The organism is Rhodocytophaga rosea, assembly GCF_010119975.1.
In the GTDB taxonomy this organism is placed as follows: domain Bacteria; phylum Bacteroidota; class Bacteroidia; order Cytophagales; family 172606-1; genus Rhodocytophaga; species Rhodocytophaga rosea.
This window is the reverse complement of record NZ_CP048222.1, coordinates 1,865,270-1,888,362: the sequence shown is the minus strand read 5'-3', so window position 1 is coordinate 1,888,362 and position 23,093 is coordinate 1,865,270. Positions and strand designations below refer to the sequence as shown.

General features: G+C 40.1%; 22 protein-coding genes. 10 read left to right on the top strand and 12 right to left on the bottom strand.

The features are described 5' to 3' along the window. Positions 1–48: 48 nt before the first annotated feature. On the bottom strand, positions 49–579 hold the full coding sequence (locus tag GXP67_RS07880) for a CBS domain-containing protein (RefSeq protein ID WP_162442632.1): 531 nt from the start codon (positions 577–579) through the stop codon (positions 49–51). Between the two features lie 1,176 nt (positions 580–1,755). Beyond that, positions 1,756–2,187, bottom strand: coding sequence for a T9SS type A sorting domain-containing protein (locus GXP67_RS07875; RefSeq protein WP_162442631.1), 432 nt, complete (start codon positions 2,185–2,187; stop codon positions 1,756–1,758). 433 nt (positions 2,188–2,620) lie between these two features. On the opposite strand from GXP67_RS07875, the gene GXP67_RS07870 reads away from it, so the two are divergent. Together GXP67_RS07870 and GXP67_RS07865 are read left to right on the top strand one after the other, a co-directional pair. Then, positions 2,621–4,051, top strand: a complete 1,431-nt coding sequence (locus GXP67_RS07870) for a DUF4403 family protein (RefSeq protein ID WP_162442630.1) — start codon at positions 2,621–2,623, stop codon at positions 4,049–4,051. A 114-nt stretch (positions 4,052–4,165) separates the two neighbouring features. Continuing rightward, entirely contained in the window at positions 4,166–4,615 is a 450-nt protein-coding gene (locus GXP67_RS07865) for a GNAT family N-acetyltransferase (protein ID WP_162442629.1), read from the top strand. A gap of 296 nt (positions 4,616–4,911) precedes the next feature. Here GXP67_RS07865 and GXP67_RS07860 read toward each other — a convergent pair whose 3' ends face one another. After that, the gene (locus GXP67_RS07860; RefSeq protein WP_162442628.1) at positions 4,912–5,400 is read right to left on the bottom strand and encodes a hypothetical protein; all 489 of its coding nucleotides are present in this window, start codon (positions 5,398–5,400) and stop codon (positions 4,912–4,914) included. Between the two features lie 237 nt (positions 5,401–5,637). On the opposite strand from GXP67_RS07860, the gene GXP67_RS07855 reads away from it, so the two are divergent. Continuing rightward, a complete protein-coding gene (locus GXP67_RS07855) occupies positions 5,638–6,432 on the top strand; it encodes a cysteine hydrolase family protein (RefSeq protein WP_162442627.1) in 795 nt (264 codons plus the stop codon). A 38-nt stretch (positions 6,433–6,470) separates the two neighbouring features. After that, positions 6,471–6,803 (top strand): hypothetical protein, encoded by a 333-nt coding sequence (locus GXP67_RS07850; protein ID WP_162442626.1) that lies wholly within the window; start codon positions 6,471–6,473, stop codon positions 6,801–6,803. Between the two features lie 45 nt (positions 6,804–6,848). On the opposite strand, the gene GXP67_RS07845 is transcribed toward GXP67_RS07850, so the two are convergent. The 4 genes from GXP67_RS07845 to GXP67_RS07830 all read right to left on the bottom strand — a co-directional run bounded on the left by GXP67_RS07845 (position 6,849) and on the right by GXP67_RS07830 (position 11,449). Beyond that, positions 6,849–8,150: a DUF6786 family protein gene (locus GXP67_RS07845; protein WP_197901660.1), complete on the bottom strand. Its 1,302-nt coding sequence runs from the start codon at positions 8,148–8,150 to the stop codon at positions 6,849–6,851. A gap of 278 nt (positions 8,151–8,428) precedes the next feature. Then, entirely contained in the window at positions 8,429–9,490 is a 1,062-nt protein-coding gene (locus tag GXP67_RS07840; protein ID WP_162442625.1) for a M20 family metallo-hydrolase, read from the bottom strand. Positions 9,491–9,595: 105 nt separating this feature from the next. Continuing rightward, entirely contained in the window at positions 9,596–10,402 is an 807-nt protein-coding gene (gene argB / locus GXP67_RS07835) for an acetylglutamate kinase (protein WP_162442624.1), read from the bottom strand. 90 nt (positions 10,403–10,492) lie between these two features. Continuing rightward, positions 10,493–11,449 (bottom strand): N-acetylornithine carbamoyltransferase, encoded by a 957-nt coding sequence (locus tag GXP67_RS07830; RefSeq protein WP_162442623.1) that lies wholly within the window; start codon positions 11,447–11,449, stop codon positions 10,493–10,495. Between the two features lie 94 nt (positions 11,450–11,543). Here GXP67_RS07830 and GXP67_RS07825 point away from each other — a divergent pair, with 94 nt between their 5' ends. Further along, entirely contained in the window at positions 11,544–12,053 is a 510-nt protein-coding gene (locus GXP67_RS07825) for a hypothetical protein (RefSeq protein WP_162442622.1), read from the top strand. Then, a complete protein-coding gene (locus GXP67_RS07820; RefSeq protein WP_162442621.1) occupies positions 12,046–13,008 on the top strand; it encodes a GNAT family N-acetyltransferase in 963 nt (320 codons plus the stop codon). The genes GXP67_RS07825 and GXP67_RS07820 overlap by 8 nt, the downstream gene beginning before the upstream one ends. A 39-nt stretch (positions 13,009–13,047) precedes the next feature. On the opposite strand, the gene GXP67_RS07815 is transcribed toward GXP67_RS07820, so the two are convergent. Together GXP67_RS07815 and GXP67_RS07810 are read right to left on the bottom strand one after the other, a co-directional pair. Further along, a complete protein-coding gene (locus tag GXP67_RS07815) occupies positions 13,048–14,484 on the bottom strand; it encodes a POT family MFS transporter (RefSeq protein ID WP_162442620.1) in 1,437 nt (478 codons plus the stop codon). Positions 14,485–14,708: 224 nt separating this feature from the next. Then, positions 14,709–16,616: a M1 family aminopeptidase gene (locus GXP67_RS07810; protein ID WP_162442619.1), complete on the bottom strand. Its 1,908-nt coding sequence runs from the start codon at positions 16,614–16,616 to the stop codon at positions 14,709–14,711. A 202-nt stretch (positions 16,617–16,818) separates the two neighbouring features. Between GXP67_RS07810 and GXP67_RS07805 the strand changes: the two genes are divergently transcribed. Beyond that, a complete protein-coding gene (locus GXP67_RS07805) occupies positions 16,819–18,003 on the top strand; it encodes a vWA domain-containing protein (RefSeq protein WP_162442618.1) in 1,185 nt (394 codons plus the stop codon). Between the two features lie 43 nt (positions 18,004–18,046). On the opposite strand, the gene GXP67_RS07800 is transcribed toward GXP67_RS07805, so the two are convergent. Further along, entirely contained in the window at positions 18,047–18,541 is a 495-nt protein-coding gene (locus tag GXP67_RS07800) for a SixA phosphatase family protein (RefSeq protein WP_162442617.1), read from the bottom strand. 185 nt (positions 18,542–18,726) lie between these two features. Here GXP67_RS07800 and GXP67_RS07795 point away from each other — a divergent pair, with 185 nt between their 5' ends. Next, positions 18,727–18,918, top strand: coding sequence for a cold-shock protein (locus GXP67_RS07795; protein WP_162442616.1), 192 nt, complete (start codon positions 18,727–18,729; stop codon positions 18,916–18,918). Between the two features lie 127 nt (positions 18,919–19,045). Beyond that, positions 19,046–19,405 carry a hypothetical protein gene (locus GXP67_RS07790; protein WP_162442615.1) on the top strand — a complete coding sequence of 120 codons (360 nt, stop codon included), beginning with the start codon at positions 19,046–19,048 and terminating at the stop codon, positions 19,403–19,405. A 602-nt stretch (positions 19,406–20,007) separates the two neighbouring features. On the opposite strand, the gene GXP67_RS07785 is transcribed toward GXP67_RS07790, so the two are convergent. Then, positions 20,008–20,853 carry an AraC family transcriptional regulator gene (locus GXP67_RS07785; protein WP_162442614.1) on the bottom strand — a complete coding sequence of 282 codons (846 nt, stop codon included), beginning with the start codon at positions 20,851–20,853 and terminating at the stop codon, positions 20,008–20,010. A gap of 174 nt (positions 20,854–21,027) precedes the next feature. Between GXP67_RS07785 and GXP67_RS07780 the strand changes: the two genes are divergently transcribed. Beyond that, positions 21,028–22,002, top strand: a complete 975-nt coding sequence (locus GXP67_RS07780) for a phytanoyl-CoA dioxygenase family protein (protein WP_394351969.1) — start codon at positions 21,028–21,030, stop codon at positions 22,000–22,002. A gap of 185 nt (positions 22,003–22,187) precedes the next feature. Here GXP67_RS07780 and GXP67_RS07775 read toward each other — a convergent pair whose 3' ends face one another. After that, the gene (locus GXP67_RS07775) at positions 22,188–22,754 is read right to left on the bottom strand and encodes a hypothetical protein (protein ID WP_162442613.1); all 567 of its coding nucleotides are present in this window, start codon (positions 22,752–22,754) and stop codon (positions 22,188–22,190) included. Positions 22,755–23,093: the final 339 nt, after the last annotated feature.

Sequence of the window (23,093 nt, the reverse complement as noted above, 5' to 3'; positions counted from 1 at the left end):
AAACTTTTATTAATAAAATTCTGGCAACAAACTAACAGCTATTTTATGCTATCTGCTTCTTCTGGCTTGTAAATTGGCTGGATAAGGCATATACAGTTCGTTTACTTCCGAAGTGTTTTTGGTAACCGGGGTACGCCAGTTTTCATAATAATCCCAGCTCACCTCAAAATTCAGTGTTTCATACTCACGGGTTTTTTCACGAAGTGTTTCCTTCATCACATCACCGGAAGAGAGCATACCGATATATTCTCCGTTTTTCTCAATGAGCAGGTGGCGCAGACGCATGCCCAGAAATTTATCCATTAGCTCATAACAGCTATCTGTATGTGGTGCCGAAAGCAAACCAGTCGTCATATAGTCGCCAATGCGGGCAGTACGGATGTTAAAGTCTTCCCGGAGTACATCATGCATCAGGTCCCGTTCTGTCCATATTCCTACAATTTCATTATCTTCTTTTACTAAAATAGCACCTATTTTATGATGAACCATTTTTTGCAGGGCATCATAGATGGTAGTATCTGGTATCACACTGATAATTTCTCTGGCATTTTCTCGTAACACTTCTTCTGCAGTTTTCATAGTCGTATGGGTTTAAGTTTGAATAATAAATACATTGTAGGCACTGTTATTGGACAGCGATCCATAGATATGAGCCAATATCAATTAGTTAATTTACTGAACTTAGGGTATTGCCGGGTGTTGGATGAAAAATGTTATTAGCTGTTGCCCTATTTGTTAATGCGCCGATCAATCCGCCTGAAAAATTTCAGCCGCCATTCATGAACAGTAATATATTACCAGTTTTCTTATAAAAGCCTGAGAATTACCTTTGAAAAGGTAAAGTAAAAATCAAATTATACATATTTATCATGAAATGCAAGCAAAAAGGCAGAATGATTCATATCTTTTTATACGCATACACTTCTTGATCAGTGAGTTAGTAGAAGGATAATATTTTTTCTACACATTAATGGCATAGAACTGGTTCACATATGAGTTATCCAGCGACGTTCATGTTTGCCATCAGTGTACGTTAGACGAATACTTTCATTTCCCGACAGCCTATTTTCGCCTTTGGAATTAATCTGCAATGTGTAATGGTCAGTCAATGTTAATAGAATGAATGTTTAACTCATATTCTTTGGCCATTTGTGTGTCGTTCGATGGCCCGGTTTATTACTCCGGAAGAATGGTGAGAAACAGCTACAGGTAGAAATGCTCTGCCAGTATAGAATTCATCTCCATTATATTTTATTAGTTCTCCAGGCATTTATTGCGCACAGATAGAATGGCCAGTCAGGCTTAAAAACAACAGAATATCAATGCAGAAAAGGGATGTAAGGCTATAAAGGAGGAATTTTAGCCAGTCAATATATAGATTCACTGGCATAAAACACAACCGGAAAGAACTGGGTAAAAGAAGATTTATTGAAAAAAATACCTGTTTCTGGGTATTGCGTTCTTCTCACAGAAGCATTATCTTTACTATTACTTACTATATACATCAGCAAGATTTGATACCTTAAAAGCATATATAGCAAAGATATACTGGTACTTAAAGATTATAAAGCAATCTTTCCCGGCGCAGCAGAAGGGCCACCTTTCATTTAAATTTCAAGCCCCTCCCACCTTATTGCCCTTCCTGCGCTTCTATTTTTTTATCAGCTAAAAAATCAAAACAACAGCAGTAAGAACTAATCTACCGCTGTTGCTTTTATAGAAATACTCACCTCATACCTATGAAGCCAAATCTGTTTACAATGCTTTGGCAATACGTTCCTGCTGGGATTCGATTACAAATGAGCGGGAAAAGGTATTTTTTCCACTGCGTATCGTAATCGTATAGATTCCATTTGGCATACTGGCTACATCAAAACTACTGTGAATAACCGCAGCGTCGCCCATTCTTTTTTTAAATACTTCCTGGTTAGAGCCGTCAAAAATGGTTACACTCACTATATCCTCTTTCGGATTGAGTACATGAACTTTTATTTTCAGTGTGTTATATACCGGATGAATGGCGGCCTGAAAACCAGCTGAAGTCTTACTTACAATCGCTGAATTATCAGCCGATGAAATAGATTGTGCCATTGCGGCCTGGCTTGCAAATACTACAATTGCTATTACTAAACTGGCAAATGCGCTACGGAAACTGCTTCCTGATACGCTCTTTTTTAAAGTTTTCATAAGTGTTTATCTGGTTTTTAGTTTTCAATGTCTTGGTTGACTTGTCTATAGAGAAATTCTGTGCCATAAGCCTGGTGCAAGCGGATGGTTTAGCTTGAAATGGCTTGTTTGCTCAATGAAAGGTTCGTTTCAACTACAGACGGCTGCCGTTCATCACAATCAAAAATCTGCATAAAAAACTGAAAAACAGCTTGTTCGATTTTGAAACACTTTATGTTCGGTTTTGCAACACCCAGTTTGCGGTAGAATAGGAGAGATGCCGAAGATTATAAAGAACGTTTTAACACATGAGAAATAATTATTGGCGCATATGCTTGACCTGATGAGTTAGCAAGTAAAACTTAAACAATTTAATCTGGCCTGTTTTTATTTATTCTGCATAAACGCTTAGTTTTGTACCTTGCCTGAGTTATATTATTGTATAAAGCCTTTCATGTTTCAACGAAGCCGTGGTGTTGTATTTCGCTTTTTGATGGTGTTTGCGCTAAGCGTACAACTATTTTCCTGCAATAAGAAACTGAATCCGGTACGGCCGGAAGAAAAATACAACGAGGTGAAAATCCCTATCCAGCGCCAGTTATCCATTATTAATGTTCCAATCACTATTTCCATTGCTGACGTAGAAAATCAGATTAATTCCCGCCTTAAAGATCTGCTCTATGAGGATAATAGCCTGGAAGATAATGGAGGAGATAATTTCCTGCTCAAAGTATGGAAACGGGAACCCATTACCGTAAAAGCCTTACAGGAATCTTTTCATATTACAGTGCCATTGCGTATATGGGCAAAAGGCGGGCTACAACTCGATAAGCTGGGGATAAATATTTCTGAGTTTAAGGAAACAGAATTTGCCCTTAATGTGCATTTTATAAGCAAAATAGCCATTGACCAGAACTGGCAGGTGCGCACCCAGACTTCTGCCAATGGTTTCGACTGGGTAAGCAAGCCGGTGTTAAAAATAGGTTTTCTGGAATTTCCCTTAGCTTCAATTGCCGGGAGAATTGTCGGCAAACAGCAGGACAGGCTGGCGAAACAAATCGATGCGCAGGTAGAACAGAAGCTAGATATTAAAAAACAGGTAGAGCAAGGCTGGCAATTGTTGCAACAACCCATTTTACTATTCAAACCCTATAATATCTGGCTCAAGATTATGCCATCCGAACTGCTGATGACACCAGTAAATGGCCAGGGAAAAGAGGTTAAGGCATTGCTGGGTGTAAAAGCCTATACAGAAACCAGTATTGGTCAAAAACCTGAGATCGCTGTTAATCCGGTAATACCTCCATTAACCATTGTAAAGCAGATACCAGATGAAGTGAATATAGGCTTGGTGGGAGAGGTAAGTCACGCCTATGCAACTAAAGTATTACAGGATAATTTTCTCAATAAGAATTTTACCCTCAGTGAAGGAAAGTACAATATCACTCTTACCAGTATAGATTTATATGGGAGCGGAGAAAACCTGGTGATCAAAGCCGGACTTACTGGAAGTGTAGAAGGAATTGTGTATCTGAAAGGCAAACCGTATTTCGATACGACTTCTCAATCCCTTGTTTTACAAAACCTGGATTATGACCTGGATACCAAAAACAAGCTGCTCAAAACCGCCAGCTGGCTGGCAAAAGGGAAGTTTGTACAGAAAATGCAGGAAGCTTTTAAAATTCCCTTACATAAACAAATGAACCAGGCCAAGGAACTTATTCAAGCCAACCTGACAGATAAACAAATTGCCAAAGGCATTGTGCTCAACGGACAACTATCTGAACTGATTCCAGGCGAAGTATTTATTACTCCTGCTTCCATTATAGCTACTGTGCAGGCAAAGGGAAAAGTTCAAGTGAAGGTAGAAGGCTTGAGTAAATAATTACGAATTACGAATTACGAATTACGAATTACGAATTACGAATTACGAATTACATTCATTTAAAGGCTTATTTTGTAGGTCAGGCATTCAGTAATTTCACGCAATCACTCATTTATGGCAGAAACTCAATTCGGCGAATATCTCATCAGTACCGATAAATCCCGGCTGGACATCGGTTGTATTCATGATTTTCTCAGCAATCATTCTTACTGGGCAAAAGGGATTCCTATAGAAACCGTGCGGAGATCAATTGAGCATTGCATGGCATTTGGAGTATACCATGGCAGGCAGCAGGTAGGATTTGCCAGAGTTATTTCTGATAATACTACGTTTGCCTACCTGGGCGATGTTTTTATTGTGGAGGAGCATCGCAAAAAAGGGCTTTCAAAGGCGCTTGTCCGGTTTATTCTGGCACAGCCTGAATTTGGGGGCTTACGGCGTTTTCTGCTGGCCACCAGAGATGCCCATTCTTTGTATGCTTCATTTGGGTTTGAGCCTTTAAAAAATCCGGAATCTTTTATGAACATCCACCATCCAAATGTGTATGCTGACAATGGGCAGTAGGCGGAGAAATAATACCTTTATAAATGATGGTTCACACTTACCTAACCACTGTACGGAATACTTTCTGATCAAAAGTAACCTGAGTCATTTATTCCGGAAAGAGGAATAAATCTGGTAATACGTACCTTTTAGATTATTTTTAGTACTTTTTACACCGATTTATATATAAAAAGGTAGTGCAATCATACTTATAGATATGTTTGCACTACCTTTATTATTTTCCTCTATAGTAAAGCTGTTAATACAGATTAGGCGTTAAACTCGTTAACTATCTGCCATTTATCTACAAAGCTAACCTAAGCCTGTACAGTATTTTTAGTAGAATCTGCTTTCGGACGGCCAGGGAAACGTTTGCTCAAATCATCATAAATGGCTCTGGCACCAGGTACATTCATTTTGGCTGCCTGCTTTACTGAATTATAATAGGCCAGAGCGGCAATATACGCTTCGCTGCCGGCCAGCATCATCGTATCACTAATACCTTCCCCTAGCTGGTCCAGCGGACGGGCAATCTGAGTAAGGGTGTAAACCGCTTCAATATCAATTTTTAACTCGGGAATACTCATATAAGCCGGGGCAAACTGCGGATTAGAACGGGCGTAATCTAATGTCTTCTCTACAAAGGGCACAGTTTTATCACTCATTTTGGGTAATTGCTTCCTTTCCTCAGGCGTAAGGGCAATTAAGTAAGGCTTCAGCGTAGATTCAATGGTTTTGAAGGCATCCAGGATCTTCTTTATATCAGCCGCCGCCATCTGAATAGACACGGTATTTTCTTTTGACATTGTGGTAACAGTTTAAATTAAACGAACACGAAAAAGGTAATATGGTAAAGATATTTCTTTATAACCGGATGGTTTGCGCCTTTTAGGGTGAGTTTAAACTCTTGTAATAATTTATCTAAATCGAATATTTTTTGCAGGTAGTAAGCTTACATAGAGCCATCTTTTAGGTTTTGCATGATAGAACTTTTTGCTTATTGTAAAAAATACACTAACTTTGATCCATTAAATATTAACCCAATGAATAATACACATGCTTTTTTGATTATTGATGCCCAGTATGACTTTTGTCATCCACAGGGAGCGCTTTTTGTGCCTGGCGCTCAGGAAGATATGCAGCGGTTAAATAAACTCATTACCCGGCATATTTCTGCCATCGATTATATCTGTGTTACCCTGGATACCCATCCTGTAAATGACATATCACATCCTGCTTTCTGGAAAGATGCACAGGGACATTTTCCTCCCCCCTTTACGCAAATTAATTCAGCCGATATTGAACATGGAAAATGGATTCCCAGGTTTCATGTAGCGGAAGCCATTCAATACGTAAAAGCATTGGAAAAACAAGGTGAATTTCCTCATTTCATTTGGCCGGAACACTGTCTGGCTGGTTCAAAGGGAGCGGCTTTGGAAGAAAATATTCAGCAGGCTGTGCATGACTGGGCGGTTACCACCGGAAAAAATTACGAAGCGGTCATCAAAGGCACCAATCCTTTAACCGAACATTTTGGTATTTTTATGGCCCAAATTCCTATGGAAGGAAATCCGGAAACGCAATTGAACCGCCGGTTAATTGATACCCTCAGCCAGTATGACCATATTTATCTGGCTGGAGAAGCCAGATCGCATTGTGTGGCTACCAGTCTGAAACAAGTGCTGATTCATGCGCCGGCTTTAGCGCAGAAAATGATTATTGTAGAGGATTGTATGTCGGATGTAACTGGCCTGGGATATCTGGGAGCGCCTATTTATGAGGAAGCCAGAAAAAAAGGTTTGCGTTTTGCCAAAGCCAGTGAACTGGTGCTGGAATAATGATTTGGCTATTAGTAGTTAATTAGACATCACGGTAAATGGATATAAAACAAGCAGAGAAGAGCCTAATTGAGTTTACTAGGAAACATAAATTGAAGGAGAAAGCTCTTCAATCAATAAGTGAATTTGATATTAATTTATTTGGAGGGTATCAACGTTCTGCATTAAAGTTTGAATTTGAAAGACATGAACTCCATGTCGAAAATGACCATAAATGTGCTGTAATCCGAACTCGAATAGGAATTTATATTGATGATCCTAAAGGTATATGGTATAAAAGATTAGAGCCGATTGGATATTATGAACTGGAAGTAGACTTAGACGGAGAGGTATTAGATGACTATTTGATAATCGATAAGAATAAGAATTAACACCTAATACCAATTTCTGGAAGGTTGCCAATCATATTATTAACCTTACAAAAGGGCTTTTACTACTTCCTGTAAAGGCACACCTAAAGTAGCCTGGCAGAGCTTGTCTAATTCTTCCATAGGGCCTTCAAAGTGAAAGGTACGGTGAACATGTGAAAGACTGCGGCCTGGTGCAAGAGCCGCTGCCGGAGAGGAAGTTTCCAGTTCATAAAATGGCCCCATTGGTTTTGCGCCGGGTTCTGCCGGACCATCATTATAAGAGTTAATTACATCGCCAGAGAAGGGATCCTTTTGAATCTCCCATAAAGAATTAACATAGGTGCTCGGCGTTTCAGGCAGATTGAACTGAACAATAGTAAGAATTCCCTGCTGGGCATCATAGCTGCCCAGCATCGGTTTTGCCCGATTAAAAGGAACGCCAATCTTGCCTCTTTGCTGCCCATCCCCTTTGAAATACAATACTTTTCCCTGCACATCTAGCCGGTCGTCGGGTACTTTACCAAAATACCTGTCATTTACCGGAGGACCTAATTCCTGTTCTGAACCTTCCTTAATGGGAATAATGATTGTAGTGGCCGGAGATGGCCGGAACATGCCCAGTATCCATACTGATACTAATCCGCTGGATGGCTCCCAGGCTTGTGTTCCTATATTGGTGATACGGTTATCTGACTCAAAACCAACTGCTTTAATAGAATCAGTCAGGCTATAGGCGAGGAGCTTGCTAATATCTATTTCTGAAAGCAGCCGTACACTCCGGTTTACCCTTAACTGAAAGGAAGCACCAGAGTAATTTTGAACTTCCATGTCTTTTCTTAACTGAACCCGGTCGGGAGAATGGGAAATCACTTGAAAAGACTCTGTATCTACAGCTACCGGTGTTTGCCAATGAGTAAGGTCGAAGGGGTCGCCTTTTTTGAAAAATATAGAGAATTGTCCGCCTTCCGGACCGAGCCAGAAGCGGTCTTCGCCGCCGAAGGCATTGATGTGGGGCTGAAACGCACGGGAGGCAATTAATTCATAATTAACCCAGCCATAACTTTTCCCATCTGAGCCTTGAGAAGTACTGGTCATTACCCGTCCCTGCAACCTGGGCGAAACGATAATCTGGGCTTGCTGAGCAGGATTCGACAGAACAATTACGCTGTCATATTCTTGCAGAAAAGCCAGGTCATATCCAAAGGTTCCTTTAGAAGCTAGAGCTATTTTTGTTCCGGTCAATTCGGTACGTTCTTCGGTTTTTATACTTGTGCGGCATGATACTACACTTAAATAAAGAAAGGCTAAGTAAATAATTTGTTTCATTACTTCTTTTCTGATCTTTTTTGCAGCCAGAAATGCCTGCATATGTTAATAATATTGACTCTGATCTTCTTTTATTTTTTTATGGTTGACAAGCTGGCAAGTCACGGATTTTATAACATTACTGTAATACTATCATTAGGTGTAATTCAGGAAAAATAATTGCCAGTATACTAAAAATTTGCATGGTTTAGTACTATTTTATATTAAATAAAACTAAGAAAATCGCAGGAGTTGAATAGAGCAAGTGTGAAAGACAGCCATGCCATCTGGTAAGTGAATATACAGGGTAATTTATATGCTCAGTAGCCTGATTCAGCTTTCTATATAATCACTTTTTCTAATAAGCGGATATATAAATCTATTCCTTTTTCAATTTCTTCCAGGTAGATAAATTCATTGGCCGTGTGAGAACGAGCCGAATCACCAGGCCCCATTTTCAGGGAAGGAATATTAAGTAAAGCCTGGTCAGAAGTGGTAGGTGAACCATAAGTACTCAGGTTAAATTGTAAACCGGCCTGTACGATGGGATGTTGCAGGGGAATGCTGGAAGGTTTGAGCCGTACTGAGCGGGGTTTTACTTCGGAAATTAAATTTTGTTTCAGCACATCGAGTACTTGTTCATTGCCATATTTTTCGGTCGTCCGTACATCAATCGTGAAGGTGCAAGTATCTGGTACTACATTGTGCTGGGTGCCAGCCTGAATAATAGTCACTGACATTTTTATAGGACCCAGGAAAGGCGAAACTTCCGGAAAACGGTAACTGGTAATCCACTCAATATCCCGGATGGCTTTTAGAATGGCATTATCACCTTCTTCCCTGGCTGCATGCCCGGAACGCCCATGGGCCACACAATCTATGACCATCAGTCCTTTTTCAGCAATGGCCATATTCATCTGGGTCGGTTCACCCACAATGGCAAATTCTAAATCGGGAAGCTGAGGTAAAATCAATTCTAGTCCATTGGTACCGGAAATTTCCTCTTCTGCTGTAGCTGCCAATAACAAGTTGTATTTTAAATCCTGTTTTTCATAATAATGACAAAAGGTAGCCATCAGCGATACCAGGCATCCGCCAGCATCATTACTCCCCAATCCGAATAGTTTGCCCTCTTGTATAAGCGGCTCAAAAGGTGAAAGTGTCCAGGAAGGATTGGGTTTTACAGTATCGTGGTGAGAATTGAGCAGAACGGTGGGAAGTGCAGGATCAAAATGTTTATTAAAAGCCCAGATGTTATTTTTTAATCTTTGTATGGGAATGTGTTTGTTGCGAAAAAAATCTTCGATATGAGCGGCTGTGCCTTCCTCTTCCCGGCTGAAAGAGGGGGTGGTAATTAGATTCTTTAATAATTCAAGGGCATCTGGAAATAAGGTATTTTTCATTCAGTCAATATTGATTTATCAAAAATCAGAAGAGCAATTCTGATGGTAGTTTATAATAATTGAGTATGAATAATTTTAAACTATCCATCTTACAAATTCTAACTTCTAGCCTCCAATTTCTTCCAACGTAAGTACTGTTCCGCTATGGCTTGAATGGCTATTCGCAACTTTATTTAATTCATCCGCATGGCAGATAATTACTTTCTCTAAACCTTGATGTAGCGCATGAAAAGCATTATCAAGCTTGGGAACCATTCCTTTGGAAATAATTCCTTCATTTTTCAACCTGGCATATTTCTCAGGCGAGATATAGTCAATCACGGATTCATCGTCCTGAGGATCGGATAATACTCCTTTCTTTTCAAAACAATATACCAGCGTTACCCTGAAATTTTTGCAAAGCGCAACTGCCAGAAAAGAAGCCATCGTATCTGCATTGGTATTGAGCAAGGTGCCTTGTTTATCGAACGTAAGCGGAGCAATTACTGGTACCAGATCCTGTGTTAACAAACTGGTAAGTAATTTATCATTTACGGCGGTAATATCTCCAGCAAAACCATAATCAATATTGGCAACTTCCCGTTTTTTAGCGACAATACAAGCGCCATCTGCCCCGGTTAAACCAATGGCATTACAATCATTCGCCTGCAATTTTGCCACCAGAGTTTTATTGACTAATCCGCCATATACCATCGTTACCACTTCCAGCATGGGCTGGTCGGTGATGCGGCGGCCTTCTATCATCGTAGTGGGTATATTAAGTCTGGAAGCCATCTGGGTAGCTACTTTTCCACCGCCATGTACCAGTATCTTATGGAAAGGCAAACTGGCAAAGCGTTTCAAAAAAGCATCTGTTGAGGCTGCGTCATCAATTATATTTCCGCCAATCTTAATAATATAGAGTTCTTGCATACATATAAAGTGCGAGTGAGAGAATGTGTGATTGAGTGATATAGGAAATGACACAATTGTATTTACTCGCTCAATCACTCATTCTCTCAATCACTTACCTGGTAAACTTGTTAGTATTTCTTTTAACACGGCCTGTGCTGCCCATACCCGGTTACCTGCTTGTGGAATGACAATGGATTCCGGGCTGTCTAACACTTCGTCCATTACTACTACATTGCGGCGTACAGGAAGGCAATGCATGAATTTAGCCTTATTGGTGAGTTTCATTTTCTCTGCATTTACTGTCCAGGCAGGATCTTTAGACACAATCTGCCCATACTGCTGGTAGGATGACCAGTTTTTGGCATATATAAAATCAGCTCCTTCAAAGGCTTCCTTCTGGTTATAAGTAATTCTGGCTTTACCAGTAAATTCTGTATCCAGTTCGTAGCCTTCGGGATGAGTAATGATAAAATCTACATTGGCTACATTCATCCATTCGGAGAATGAATTGGGAACAGCCTGGGGCAATGCTTTCGGATGAGGTGCCCAGGTAAGTACCACTTTTGGCCTTGGTTTGGTTTTATATTCTTCAATGGTAATCACATCTGTGAGCGATTGCAGGGGATGACGCAAGGCTGATTCCAGGCTTACAATCGGAACCCCTGCATATTTTACAAACTGCGAGATTACTTCATCCTGGCAGTCTTTTTCTTTATCTGTGAGGCCGGCAAACGAACGTACCCCAATAATATCGCAATACTGGCCAATTACAGCGGCACCTTCTTTTACATGCTCTGCCTTATCGCCATTCATCACAGCGCCTTCCTGCATCTCTAGTCCCCAGCTATCCTGCGTTACATTCATCACCATTACTTCCATCCCCAGGTTTTGAGCCGCTTTCTGGGTACTGAGCCTGGTTCGCAGGCTGGCATTGAAAAATAGCAATCCTAATGTTTTGTTCTGGCCAAGGTGTTTATTGCCAAAAGGATTTTGTTTTTGTGCCAATGCTTCTTTTACCAAAGCTGAAAGATCAGGCACGTCTTTCACAGAAAGAAAGTGTTTCAAGGTGGTCAGAATTTAAGTTGAACCGCTACAGGCAACATTTACGTATATATCTACAATGAATGCGGTAAAAATAAATATTTAAATCATATTCACGATGGAAAGACATGTATTAAGCTATAAAAATATATTTTTGAAAACCCTGACCGGAAAAGCTGCCATTATGGGCGGACTCGCTTTCAGGCATAACCTGAACCCAGTCAGGTTTGATTTCACCCTCGATAGTTTGTATTATGTGGATTGCTATTTATTTTCTATCTATGTAGCCAAAGACGAGCTGGACGAAACGCAAATAGAAAATTCTATCTGGGCGATAGGTTTTTACCTGGGAGAAGTAATTGCCAGACATTCACCAAAAGGTTATCAATGGAAAAACTGGGAAGATTATTTTCCGTACCAAAGCACAAAAGTACAGGAAGCCTACTTTGAAACCATGGGTACATCGGCAATATTGGTGAGAGGAAAGAGAAGCTTTATTCTCCCCATAGACCAGGTGATCCGGTTTATTAAAAAAGGCCCGGAAAATAGCCTGCATCGTTTTGCGCTGAGTGAAATTGAAAACATAAAAGGCCGGAATTTAAAAGCCGATAGTTTACTCTATGATTGAACCAGATGCGGAAGCATGGTATGATATTCTGATCAATCCGCCACAGGATATAAACTGTGCGTTTCCAGCGTATCTGTTCAACGAACCCATTCACCTTAGACAGCAACCTTGCCAAAGGTTTACTACTTTTTATCTATTTCACAAACGCAGGAAAAGAGCAGAAGCCCGTTTCAGCTTTTTTGTGCAGGATGGAAAAGCGGTTAGTCCCTGCCGGGCTACTTTTGGTTCTATAGAGATTCATCCTTCGCTGCCTCAACAAGCCCTGGATTTTTTTATACAAACTATCAACCAGTATGCGGTGAATCGGGGTGTTACAGAAATTCATATTAAGTCGTATCCATTCTGTTACGCACCCGAACCAGCAACGCATCTGACAGCGAGTCTGACCAGAGAGGGTTATCAAATTTCTTTGACTGAACTCAATTATCATATTCCCATTACTTTAACACCTTTTGAAAGCTTGTTACACGCTTCGGAGAAAAGAAGATTGAAAAAATGTATTGGGCACGGTTTTGTATTTGCAGAGGAACTTGATCCGGATTTGTCAGCTATTTACCAGATGGTTAAGGACACCAGATTAAAAGGCGGCTTTCCAATATCGCTTTCATACACTGATTTTGAACAATTATTTCTGCGGTTTCCGGGAATTTACCAGGTATTTACGGTGAAAGATAGCAACAGAATTATCGCTTTAACAGTAACCGTCCGCATCAACCAGGATATTCTTTATAATTTTTATCCGGCAGATGACCCTGAATACCGCCATTTTAGCCCGGCTGTGCTGTTGATGAAAGGCGTATATGAACACGGCCAAGAGCAACAATACAGCATTCTGGATCTAGGTATTGCGACTGACCAGGGAGAGCCCAATTACGGATTAATCCGGTTTAAACGTTTTATTGGGGGGAAATCTTCGCTGAAGCTCTCATTTATAAAACAAATTGCCACGCCCTGAAAGACGTGGCAATAATTAATAACTGCAATTAACAATTCTCTACTCTTCACGCACAATATAGCTTCTTTCCTTAATCCGGCCTGACACAAGTACGAATAACAATACAAAGGCCATCATCAGACCTACAAAGAACCAGAAATAGGTAGCGCCCTCCAGCTGTGCAAAAAAGCCTTTGTTAGAAATGCTGCCATTTACCAGGGAAACAAACAAATTTCCAACGGCTACTGTCAGAAACCAGATGGCCGACATAGTACTTTTCATCGCTTTGGGAGATTGCGTATAGGCATATTCCAGGCCAGTGATGGATACCAGTACTTCTGCGGCTGAGAGTATAAAGTAGGCCAGTATCTGCCACCAGACGGAAGGCCTTCCACCAGCATCAATACTTTCCTGAATGAGGGCAATCACTACAAATGACAAAGCGGTGAGGAATAAACCGGCACCAATTCTACGCAAAGGCGTGGTTTTGATGCCTATCTTATCGAAAAATGGATAGATCAGATAGGTAAAAATAGGAATCATGGTCAGCAGGAAGGCTGGATTCACTGTCTGCACCTGAGCAGGTAATAAAGTATAGCCGAATACATTCAAGTCCATTTTTGTGGCTTGTAATACCCATTCGGATAGATTCTGGTCCCACATCGCCCAGAAAATGGGAATAAAGGCAAATACGCTTAATACATTGTATACGGCTTTTACACCATCTACGGATTCTTCTTTATATTCAGCTTTGGCTACATCCAGCCAGTGTTGTCCTTTCCGTTTTTTACCCAGATTCATTAAAGCATACACTGATATAAATACAAAATTATTACGTTGAATACCAGCAGGCGGGACCCTCCGGTACTTTCTCCGGCCTAGCCAGAAAATCAGCGTAGCCAGCGCCATCAGGATACCTGGTACGCCAAATGCCCAGGCAGGTCCATAACTATTATAAATAACAGGAATCAGGATAGTGGCAAACACAGAGCCGGAATTGATACTAAAATAAAACCAGCCATAGACTTTAGACATCAGGTGCTGGTTGGATTCATCGAACTGGTCGCCTACGTTGGCCGAAACACAGGATTTTATACAGCCTGCGCCGAAAGCAATCAATACCAGACCCAACGTAAACATCTGCAAATCGTTTTCATACAAAGCCAGCGTCAGGTGGCCTATGCAATAAATAAGAGAGATGTAAAGAATTACTTTGTACTTACCGAAAAACCAGTCGGCAAGAATTCCCCCTACCAGTGGCATAGTATAAGCCAATGCCACAAAAAAGTGAGTTTGTTCATTGGCTTGCGCTTCTGCCACTGTCTGCAAGGCAGGATTCCGGGCGGGATTAAAAAACTGGTTCACCAGGAAAATAGGCAGGATAGACCGCATGCCATAGAAACTAAAACGTTCGGCGGCCTCATTGCCAATAATATAAGGAACACTTTTCGGATAAGAACCTTTCTTTTTTACTTCGACGGTTTGTGTTGCTTCCATTAATTCAATTCAATGTTCAGGAATAGGTTATAGTTTCGGATACTTGTGTAAGATGGTCAATCTCACATGTCAGATGATTTTCTACAAACACAGACACAAAGGCTTACATATCTTTGGATACATGTTGCCACTATCTACTAAGTTATGATATTTATCTGAGTAAAGTGGAATTACATATAGGAATTTATAAAAACCAGTTTCTGATGCTGCGCTCAGATAAAGGTTTATTTTACGACATACACATTATTATCCGCTACCGCATCAGGAATTTGAAGCGCACCTAACTCCACTTTCTTTATTGTTTTACCAAACTGCTTTTCAACTGTAAATTCTCTGGCTCCTTTTTGCCAGATACGTATAGATTCTTTGATTACCTCCTGTGATCCATCCGTAAAAGTGATCGAAACTACCAGCGGAACCGGTATGGTACCTTTCTTTTCTACGGTTATTTTTGTCTTTTTAGATTGTGTCTGCACCTCTTTAATAGCCAGATCAGGGTAACCAGCTTCAAAGAACCAGGGCTTCCAGAACCAGTTTAAATCTTCTTTTAATACATCATTAAACGTATAGAAAAAATCATACGGAATCGGATGCTTTCCATTCCAGCGGCGCATATATTCCTGTAACGTTTTGGTAAACAGTTCATCCCCCAGCATTTCTTTCAAGGTGGAATACGCCACCCCCGGACGAAAATACGAAGCATATCCATAGGATGAGCCAGTAAGCAAGGAAGAAGATACCATCAACGGCATATCCATTTCGTTGCCGGCAAAGCCTGATAATACCTGCGCATTATACATCTGTGGACTAAATGTTCTCTGATCACCTGGCCGGAGTTTGAATTCCATTTCATTAGGTAACATTTGCGCCCAGCCTTCATCCATCCAGGCGTATTTCCGTTCGTTAATGCCCATATAAAAGGGGAAATAGGTATGGGCAATTTCATGCGCTGTTACTTCCGCAGCTCCCGATAAATTATATGAGCCATCATTTACCATCATAGGAAATTCCATGCCGCCAGAGCCGTTAAAAACCGTCAGGTTTGGATAGGGGAACGGAACACCAGGCAAGTCAGAAGAGAAGTATTCTACACATTGCCGACTATACCTAGCTACTTCGTAAAAATCCTTAGAACTGGGGTTATAGGCTGCACCAACTACAGTACGTCGGTTAGTTGTTTTGTCTACTACTACACTAGTGGCATCCCAGAGATAGGTATCACTGGTGGCAAATGCAAAATCAGGTACATATTCCGCTTTAAACTTCCATGTATGGGCTTGTTTAGAAAGGGTTATTTCGCCTTTTTTTCTGTCGTCGGTCGTAATAATCTTGTTTATTTCATCAGAAGTACGGGCATTTTTATAGCGGCTGGCATACTCTTTTTCAAGTATTTCATCGGGGTTTTGCAAAACGCCGGTCGCCCATACAATAAATTCGTCGGGCATCGTAATTTCTACTTCAAAATTTCCAAAGTCATTATAGAACTCCTGTGTACCAGTATAGTTGAATGTATCCCAACCATCTATATCGTCATATACTGCGATTTGCGGAAACCAGTAGGCAATAAAATAGGAAGAGGCGCCATATAGCCCATCACGGATATGGGTTTTCTGAGGAATGGAATAGCTCCATTGTATATCCAATGTAGTTTTACCAGCAGGAGGTAGCGGAGAGGAAAGCTGTAAAAAAAGATTGGTTCCTGCTCTTCTGACTGATGGCCTGGAGGCATTTAAATCTATCGCATTTCCGTTTACTTGTATTTTCTGGATATTTACTCCTTCAGTGATATCTATAGGATTTACGGCTTCATCACGGATGTTTCCTTTTTTGAATACATCGGGATAAAGGCGTATTACCAGTTGCTGCAAAGTATCGGGACTATTGTTAAGATAAGTAATATTTTCTTCTCCGGTGAGTATATGCGTCTGTGGGTCAATGGAAGCTTTAATTACATAATCTGAACGGTTTTGCCAGTAAGCTGGTCCTGGGACGCCATTCAAACTGCGGGTATTTTTTTTGTAAACTTTCTGAATGTCAATGGGCGTGTACAGGCTGGGAGATTGTGCCTTTAGTATGTAAATTTTAAAAAATAAGGTGAAAAAAAATGCGGCAATGAAGCTGTATTTTATCATAAATTCTCTGGTATCCGGATATAAATATTGAGCTGAAATAAATTAAACGTTCAATATAAGAAAAGACGCTGATTTTATTGAAAGAAAATACCTCTAGGCATTGCACTTCCTACGGATAAATTTGTAATTTGTAGGAATATACTTGCAACCTTATTGTACTATATCGGGTCTAAGTATATACAAAACCCCTGCCACGTACCCTATGAGAAAACTCTACTTTCGTTCCTTGTTCGTATTGCTTGCTTTTTTGTGCATAGCCTGCACCGAAGAGGAAGAAACAAGGCCTACCGACCTGGAGAACCGGGCGAAACGGGAGATTATCTTCAGCCGTGCCGACAGCCTTACGCAACATTCAACAACTGGTGTACCTATTGCTGCTGAGTGGAATGATTTAGCGCACTGGGACTTCTGGACAGCACTCTTACAAAAACAGGACTGGACAGCCAGACAAACCTCCTGGAAACTATTTCCGGCTGAAAAATATATTCTTGTTCTTACTGATTTAACAGGAAACAGAATATGGGATGCCCAGGTAACCATTGAAGATCTGCAGGGCAATACCTTAGCAGAAGGAAGAACTGACAATTTCGGAAAATGTATATTATTTCCCTCTCTTGCCTATAAAACCATCCGCAAAACTGTAGAGTACCAGGTAAAAGTCATTTATGATGAACAAATCTACTATGTAGGCAAAGTAAGCAGCCAGAATCCGGTTCTGTATAAAAAAATCAATGCGACCAGAAAGCAATCCAATGGAATGGATATAGTGTTTGTGGTAGATGCCAATCACATGGATGCTGAAACAGACTACCTCAAAGAAGAACTGCCCAATATTTTGAAGCAAGTTAAATCAGAATCCGATCATCAGTCTGTCAGAGTAGGAGGAGTGGTATACCAGCGCCAAAGTAAAACAGATATGATCTATTCATTTCCCTTGAATTCAGATGTTAAAAAAATGGAAGATCTGCTCAGCTGGCAACAATCTACAGTAGACACAGAATTCCCGGAAACTTTGACAGAAACCCTATCTAAAGCAGTGTTAAGCCAGAAATGGAATCAGAAAGCTTCTGCTAGGCTATTATTTCTGCTCATGGACGCCTCCTCACAGCAGGCAGGTAAAAACAGTAACCGGCTGCAACAGATGATTAAGACGGCTGCTAAAAAAGGCATTCGCATTATTCCTATTACCTCCAGCCACATCGACCTGGATACGGAGTTTATGGTGCGTTCCATGGCCGTAACTACCAATGGTACATCTGTTTTTATTCAAAACCACCAGCCTTCCTTTAATGGCCGCCCCACTGAGCCAACCATAGGCGAATTCAGAGCCGAGCCGCTTCCATCTTTGCTTACCAGAATTATCTTGCAGTATAGCCATGTACAATAATTAATTATTGCAGGTATCGTTGATAGGCTGCATATCAGATGTATTAGGTGTGCTTTTTGGGATAGTCGAAAAAAATAAATCTGCCACTTTCAGGCATCACCTGATTCCATTTTTCTATATCGAATTCTATACATACTACTCCACAAGTCGGGATATTATCAATGTGTTTGCGGCATAATAAGTTTGATAAGTCCGTTAAACCCGGATTATGTCCCACCAGCATTACAGAATGTTCAACTGAATGCAATGATTGTATAATCTCAAGTAGCTGACCTGGCCCGGCATGGTAAATATTCTTATTGGTTTGTATGTCTTTTTTAGCATAGCCGACTGCTTTAGCTATCTTTTTAGCTGTGCTATGCGCCCGTTTGGCCGGGCTGGAAAGCAATAAATCTGGCAGGATATGTTGCTGATGAAGTATATATCCCATCAGAGGTGCATCTTTTTTCCCACGATCATTCAAAGGACGGTCGAAATCATCCAGGGCTGTGTCGTCCCAGCTGGATTTGGCATGCCTGACCAGATAAAGTGTTTTCATATACAGGTAAACAAATTCAAATTTTTAATACTATTCATTGTAATGCAACTGAGGTAATTTTAACCTATGCACATAGGTATAAAATGCGTAAATAGCTTGCCCTCAAAACTTTTGGTCAAAAATTAGCACCAATTGAAATTTATTTTTATATTTGATTAGGTTAAATTTTAATTTATTAATTTTTTATGCAAACAGGTACAGTTAAATTCTTTAATGAGAGCAAAGGGTATGGCTTCATTAGAGATGATGAATCAAATCAGGAAATTTTTGTTCACATTACCGGCCTGGTAGATCAGGTTCGCGAGAATGACAAAGTTGCCTTTGATAAAGTTGATGGTAAAAAAGGTGTTAACGCAGTTAATGTAAAGAAGATATAAACACTTTTACACGACCTGTCACCTCATTCACCTGCAAGCCTCACTTTAACGTGGGGCTTTTTTCATGATTTTGATTCGATTCATATCTAATTGTGATTATCTGGGTGTTGGATGCTATAGAAAAAATATGAAGGCAAAGAAAGGAAGTCTTAATCCGAGCACTGTACAGGAGATTCCACTAGCGTTAAGCAAGGAGAATGTAAAATGGCTTTTAAAAGATATAATAAACGGTCAGTCCAAGTACACCCATTTTGATTTTGCCGAATGGTGTTACCGCCAAATGGCACCAATTATCCAACAAGATATTGAGCTTGAAGATATAGGCATTGAATCGGACGTTTGGGAGGTTATTTGTGATGTAGATGCTCAATGGGAATTGTTTCTAGTTAATACCTTGCCTCATCAGGAACTAATTAGAGCTGACTTTTCGCAGGTAAGACTTCCTTTAGACTGGTTTTCGAGTTGGTACAAAAAGTTAGAAAAATAAAGATACAGCAGCCAACATTAAACCCATGGCAACCAGCCTCAGCTCAGCGCAAGGCTCCAGCAAAAAGAGCTTGGTTGGCGAGGGTTCTTGGCTCGTTAATCCCAGCAGTAATTCCCTGTATTGGTAAAATATTATATATAAAGGCTGGGGTGTTATGTAAGAATCTGTTTTATATGGAAATTAAATCTGGTTCTAACTATTAGACTTTCAAGCGTATCTAGTTTAACAAATCGTAGAAAATATAGTCTGTAAGGGTGTAATATTATCTGTTATTTAGGCACCGAAAATGCGTTTACATTCGCATAGGAGTCAGGAATAGAGGGTATCAATTTTTAAACAGGTTCATTTAAACAATTACAACAATGGCTAACACAACAGTTAAGAAAACAGTAGCAGCTGCTCCAGTTAAGAAATCAGCTCCTGTAGCACCAGCAAAAACTCATACGAAAGCTGCTCCTGCTAAAACAACCAAGAAATAACTCATATAGTTATTATCATAACAAAGCCGGCCTCCAAGCTGGCTTTGTGCTTTTATGCCTCCTGTATTGCAAAATCTGGTTTCATGGGTATTTTATTTGCCTACCTTAGTTTGATCGAAAATTCTATTTTAAAAACTGCTTTTTAAACTGAACCGGGTTCTCACCTGTCAGGCGTTTGAAAATTTTATTAAAATAAGATAAGCTTTCAAATCCACTTTCAAAGCAAGCTTCTGTTACGTTTTTGTGCTGTAAAAGCAGTTTCTTCGCCTGATTGATGCGGTACTGGTTCACAAATTCAGTAAAGGTCAGCCGGGTCATTTTTTTGAAATACCGGCAAAAGGCAGCCGTAGTAAGACTGGTAATACCTGCCATCTCTTCAACTGTGATTTTCTGCTGATAGTTTTCTTCTATGTAGCGGTACACCCGTTGAATCCGTTGCTGCTCTTTGAGATTATAATAATGTGCAATGGGTTTATGATGCAGCAACAGGCATTCTGTAGAAATAGCCATTAGTTGCAGAATGTGCAACAGTTCGATTAACTGATCGAAGTGTTGTAAGCCTGACAAACGATTCAGTTTTTCACCAATAATCCGTTTGGTTTCTCCATAAAACGAAATACCCTGCCGGGCTTTTTCAAAAAGGGAGGCGATGTCTGAAAACTCAGGTACGCTATGCAGGTTCTGCCCCAGAAAATCTTCTTTGAGCTGTACTACTACTTCCTGATAATCGGTTTTTACGCCATAATCGAAATTGAGGTGGGGTATGTTCGGCCCAATAAATACCAGATCGCTGTTTTCATACGCAGAAATATGTTCGCCAATGTGTCTGGTGCCACTGGCGCCTTCAATATACACGATCTCATATTCCGGATGGTAGTGCCAGAAAAATAAATCATTCAAATGAGGTGTCAGCAGGAGGCGGAAAGACCTGTTTGTATCCGGGCGGATTTCCTCTAACTTGATTTTCATAGAAATAGGTAATTGCTGAAACCATTTACCCTAAATTATATTTTTTTCAGGCAATAATTATATGTATTGAGCAAAATAGTTCAAATTCTGGTCATTTCTGTGGTAGCGCTCTGGTAATAGAAAAAGTAATTTTGATATCATAATAAATCTTAAATTTTACAGAATATGGAAACGATGGTTCCTCAAACAATGGCTCCGTCCATGGCGCCCAATAATGTGCATACAGACATTCCTGGAAATCCTTCTACAGCCACCAGCAGCCACCTTACTCTCAACGACCGTTCTAATGGCAAAACTTTGCGGATATTAACTGAACAAGACTGGCAATTCTGGTTACATAATGGGTACATTGTAGTGAAAAATGCAGTGCCAAAAGAGCAGGTACAGCGGCTGGCAGATTTTTTATGGGAATTCGAGGAGAAAGATTCAAACGATCAGCAAACCTGGTATACAGCCCCCAGGGCAGAAATGAAAATGAAGGAACTCACCAATACTGGCATGGTAGAAGTATACAACCATCAATATTTGTGGGACAACCGCCAGTATCCCAAAATATACGATGCCTTTGTAGATATATGGGGCACTGAAAAATTATGGGTTACTATAGACCGGGCTAATCTTAATTTTCCTATCCGCCCGGGTTTTGAATATAAGGGATTTATTCACTGGGATTATGATCCGGAAACCAGGCCGCAGAATGTGCAGGGTGTACTGGCACTTGCCGATCAGACAGACGAAAACATGGGTGGTTTTCAGTGTGTGCCTGAGTTGTACCGTACATATGATACCTGGAAGTTAAGTCAGCCTGCCGAACGGGATCATTTTAAACCAGATGTAAGCGGATTTGAGATTGTAAAAGTAAAAATGGAAGCTGGTGACCTGCTTATCTTCAACAGTACCCAACCACATGGCATACGGCCTAACAGGAGTGATAGTAAAGTACGTATGGCACAATATATTTCGATGATGCCAGCCCAGGAAGATAATGAACAACTTCGTCAGTGGAGAATCTCTTCCTGGAAAGATAGAAAAGCTCCGGAAGGATATGCTTTCCCTGGTGACCCAAGAAACTGGGAACAAACTAAATATGGTACGGCTCAACTCTCCGATCTGGGTAAAAAACTACTGGGACTGGATCGTTGGGAATAACAGCAACATAATTTGTTTGCCAGAAAATTTGCTTTAAAGTCTGCATAAATAAAAAGCCTTTCGCTGACAGAAAGGCTTTTACAAAAAAATATAGCTGGTGTATAGTAAATTAAAATCAGTTTCAGTCATTGAGATAGGAGGAGTTACTAACATCCAATAACTAACTACTAACAACGAATTAGTAATTAGTTCATCACAAAATCCGGCAAACTCCTGCCTTCTTCAATTATCATGCTGGAAGGAAAATAAGAGCAATCCATTAGTTTTGGAAATACCAGAGGCACTTCGTTTTTATGTTTTTTAAAATAATAGAGCAACAAACCCATAAGTGCCGCCAGGGCATGCAATGTATTTTTCAGGTTGGCTTCTTTGTAATATACAAACCTGTTATACCTGATATTTTCGTAGGCCTCCCACCAGGAAGGATTTAAGTTATTATTCCATTCAAGCCAGGGTTGCAAGGTAATTTTATAACTATCTATACTAATATCCATCTGATAAAACCTGGGAAAATGAGCAGTGATTACCTGCCGGTATTCTTCCATCGAAGCATGCCTGAAATTGAGGGAAGGCTCCATACACGAACAAAAGCGCTGACAGACTATTTCTATCTCTGCACCTACCGCCTGCAGGATTTTAGCATATTCGATTGAATAAACTTTGTAATTATCCGGCGTAATTTCTACATACCTACCTGTATTCATAAAATCTTCTTCCAATGCCAGAAAATAAGTCCAATGTGATTCTATCATGGTTCAATGTTTTAGGTGGAGAAGTATAAAAGTAGATACAACAAAATTTACATAAAAAAACAGAATATATGGGATTAAGTCAAGAAAAGTTTAATAAATAATAAAACATTTGTTTGATAGTGTTTTTGTGGCGTATACAGAAAAATATGTAATCGCGAGCCAGAGGATATATAATCAGATCAATATAAAGTATTGACATATTTTTCTTATAATCTATCATCTCTTCCTAACAAAATTTGTGTTAGCCTATGCTCCTGAAGCATGCTTTCTGGTAACTTAAATAGATAGGGGATACTTGAAACAGTGAGAATGCAAAATTCTTCTTTATAGCAAAGAAAA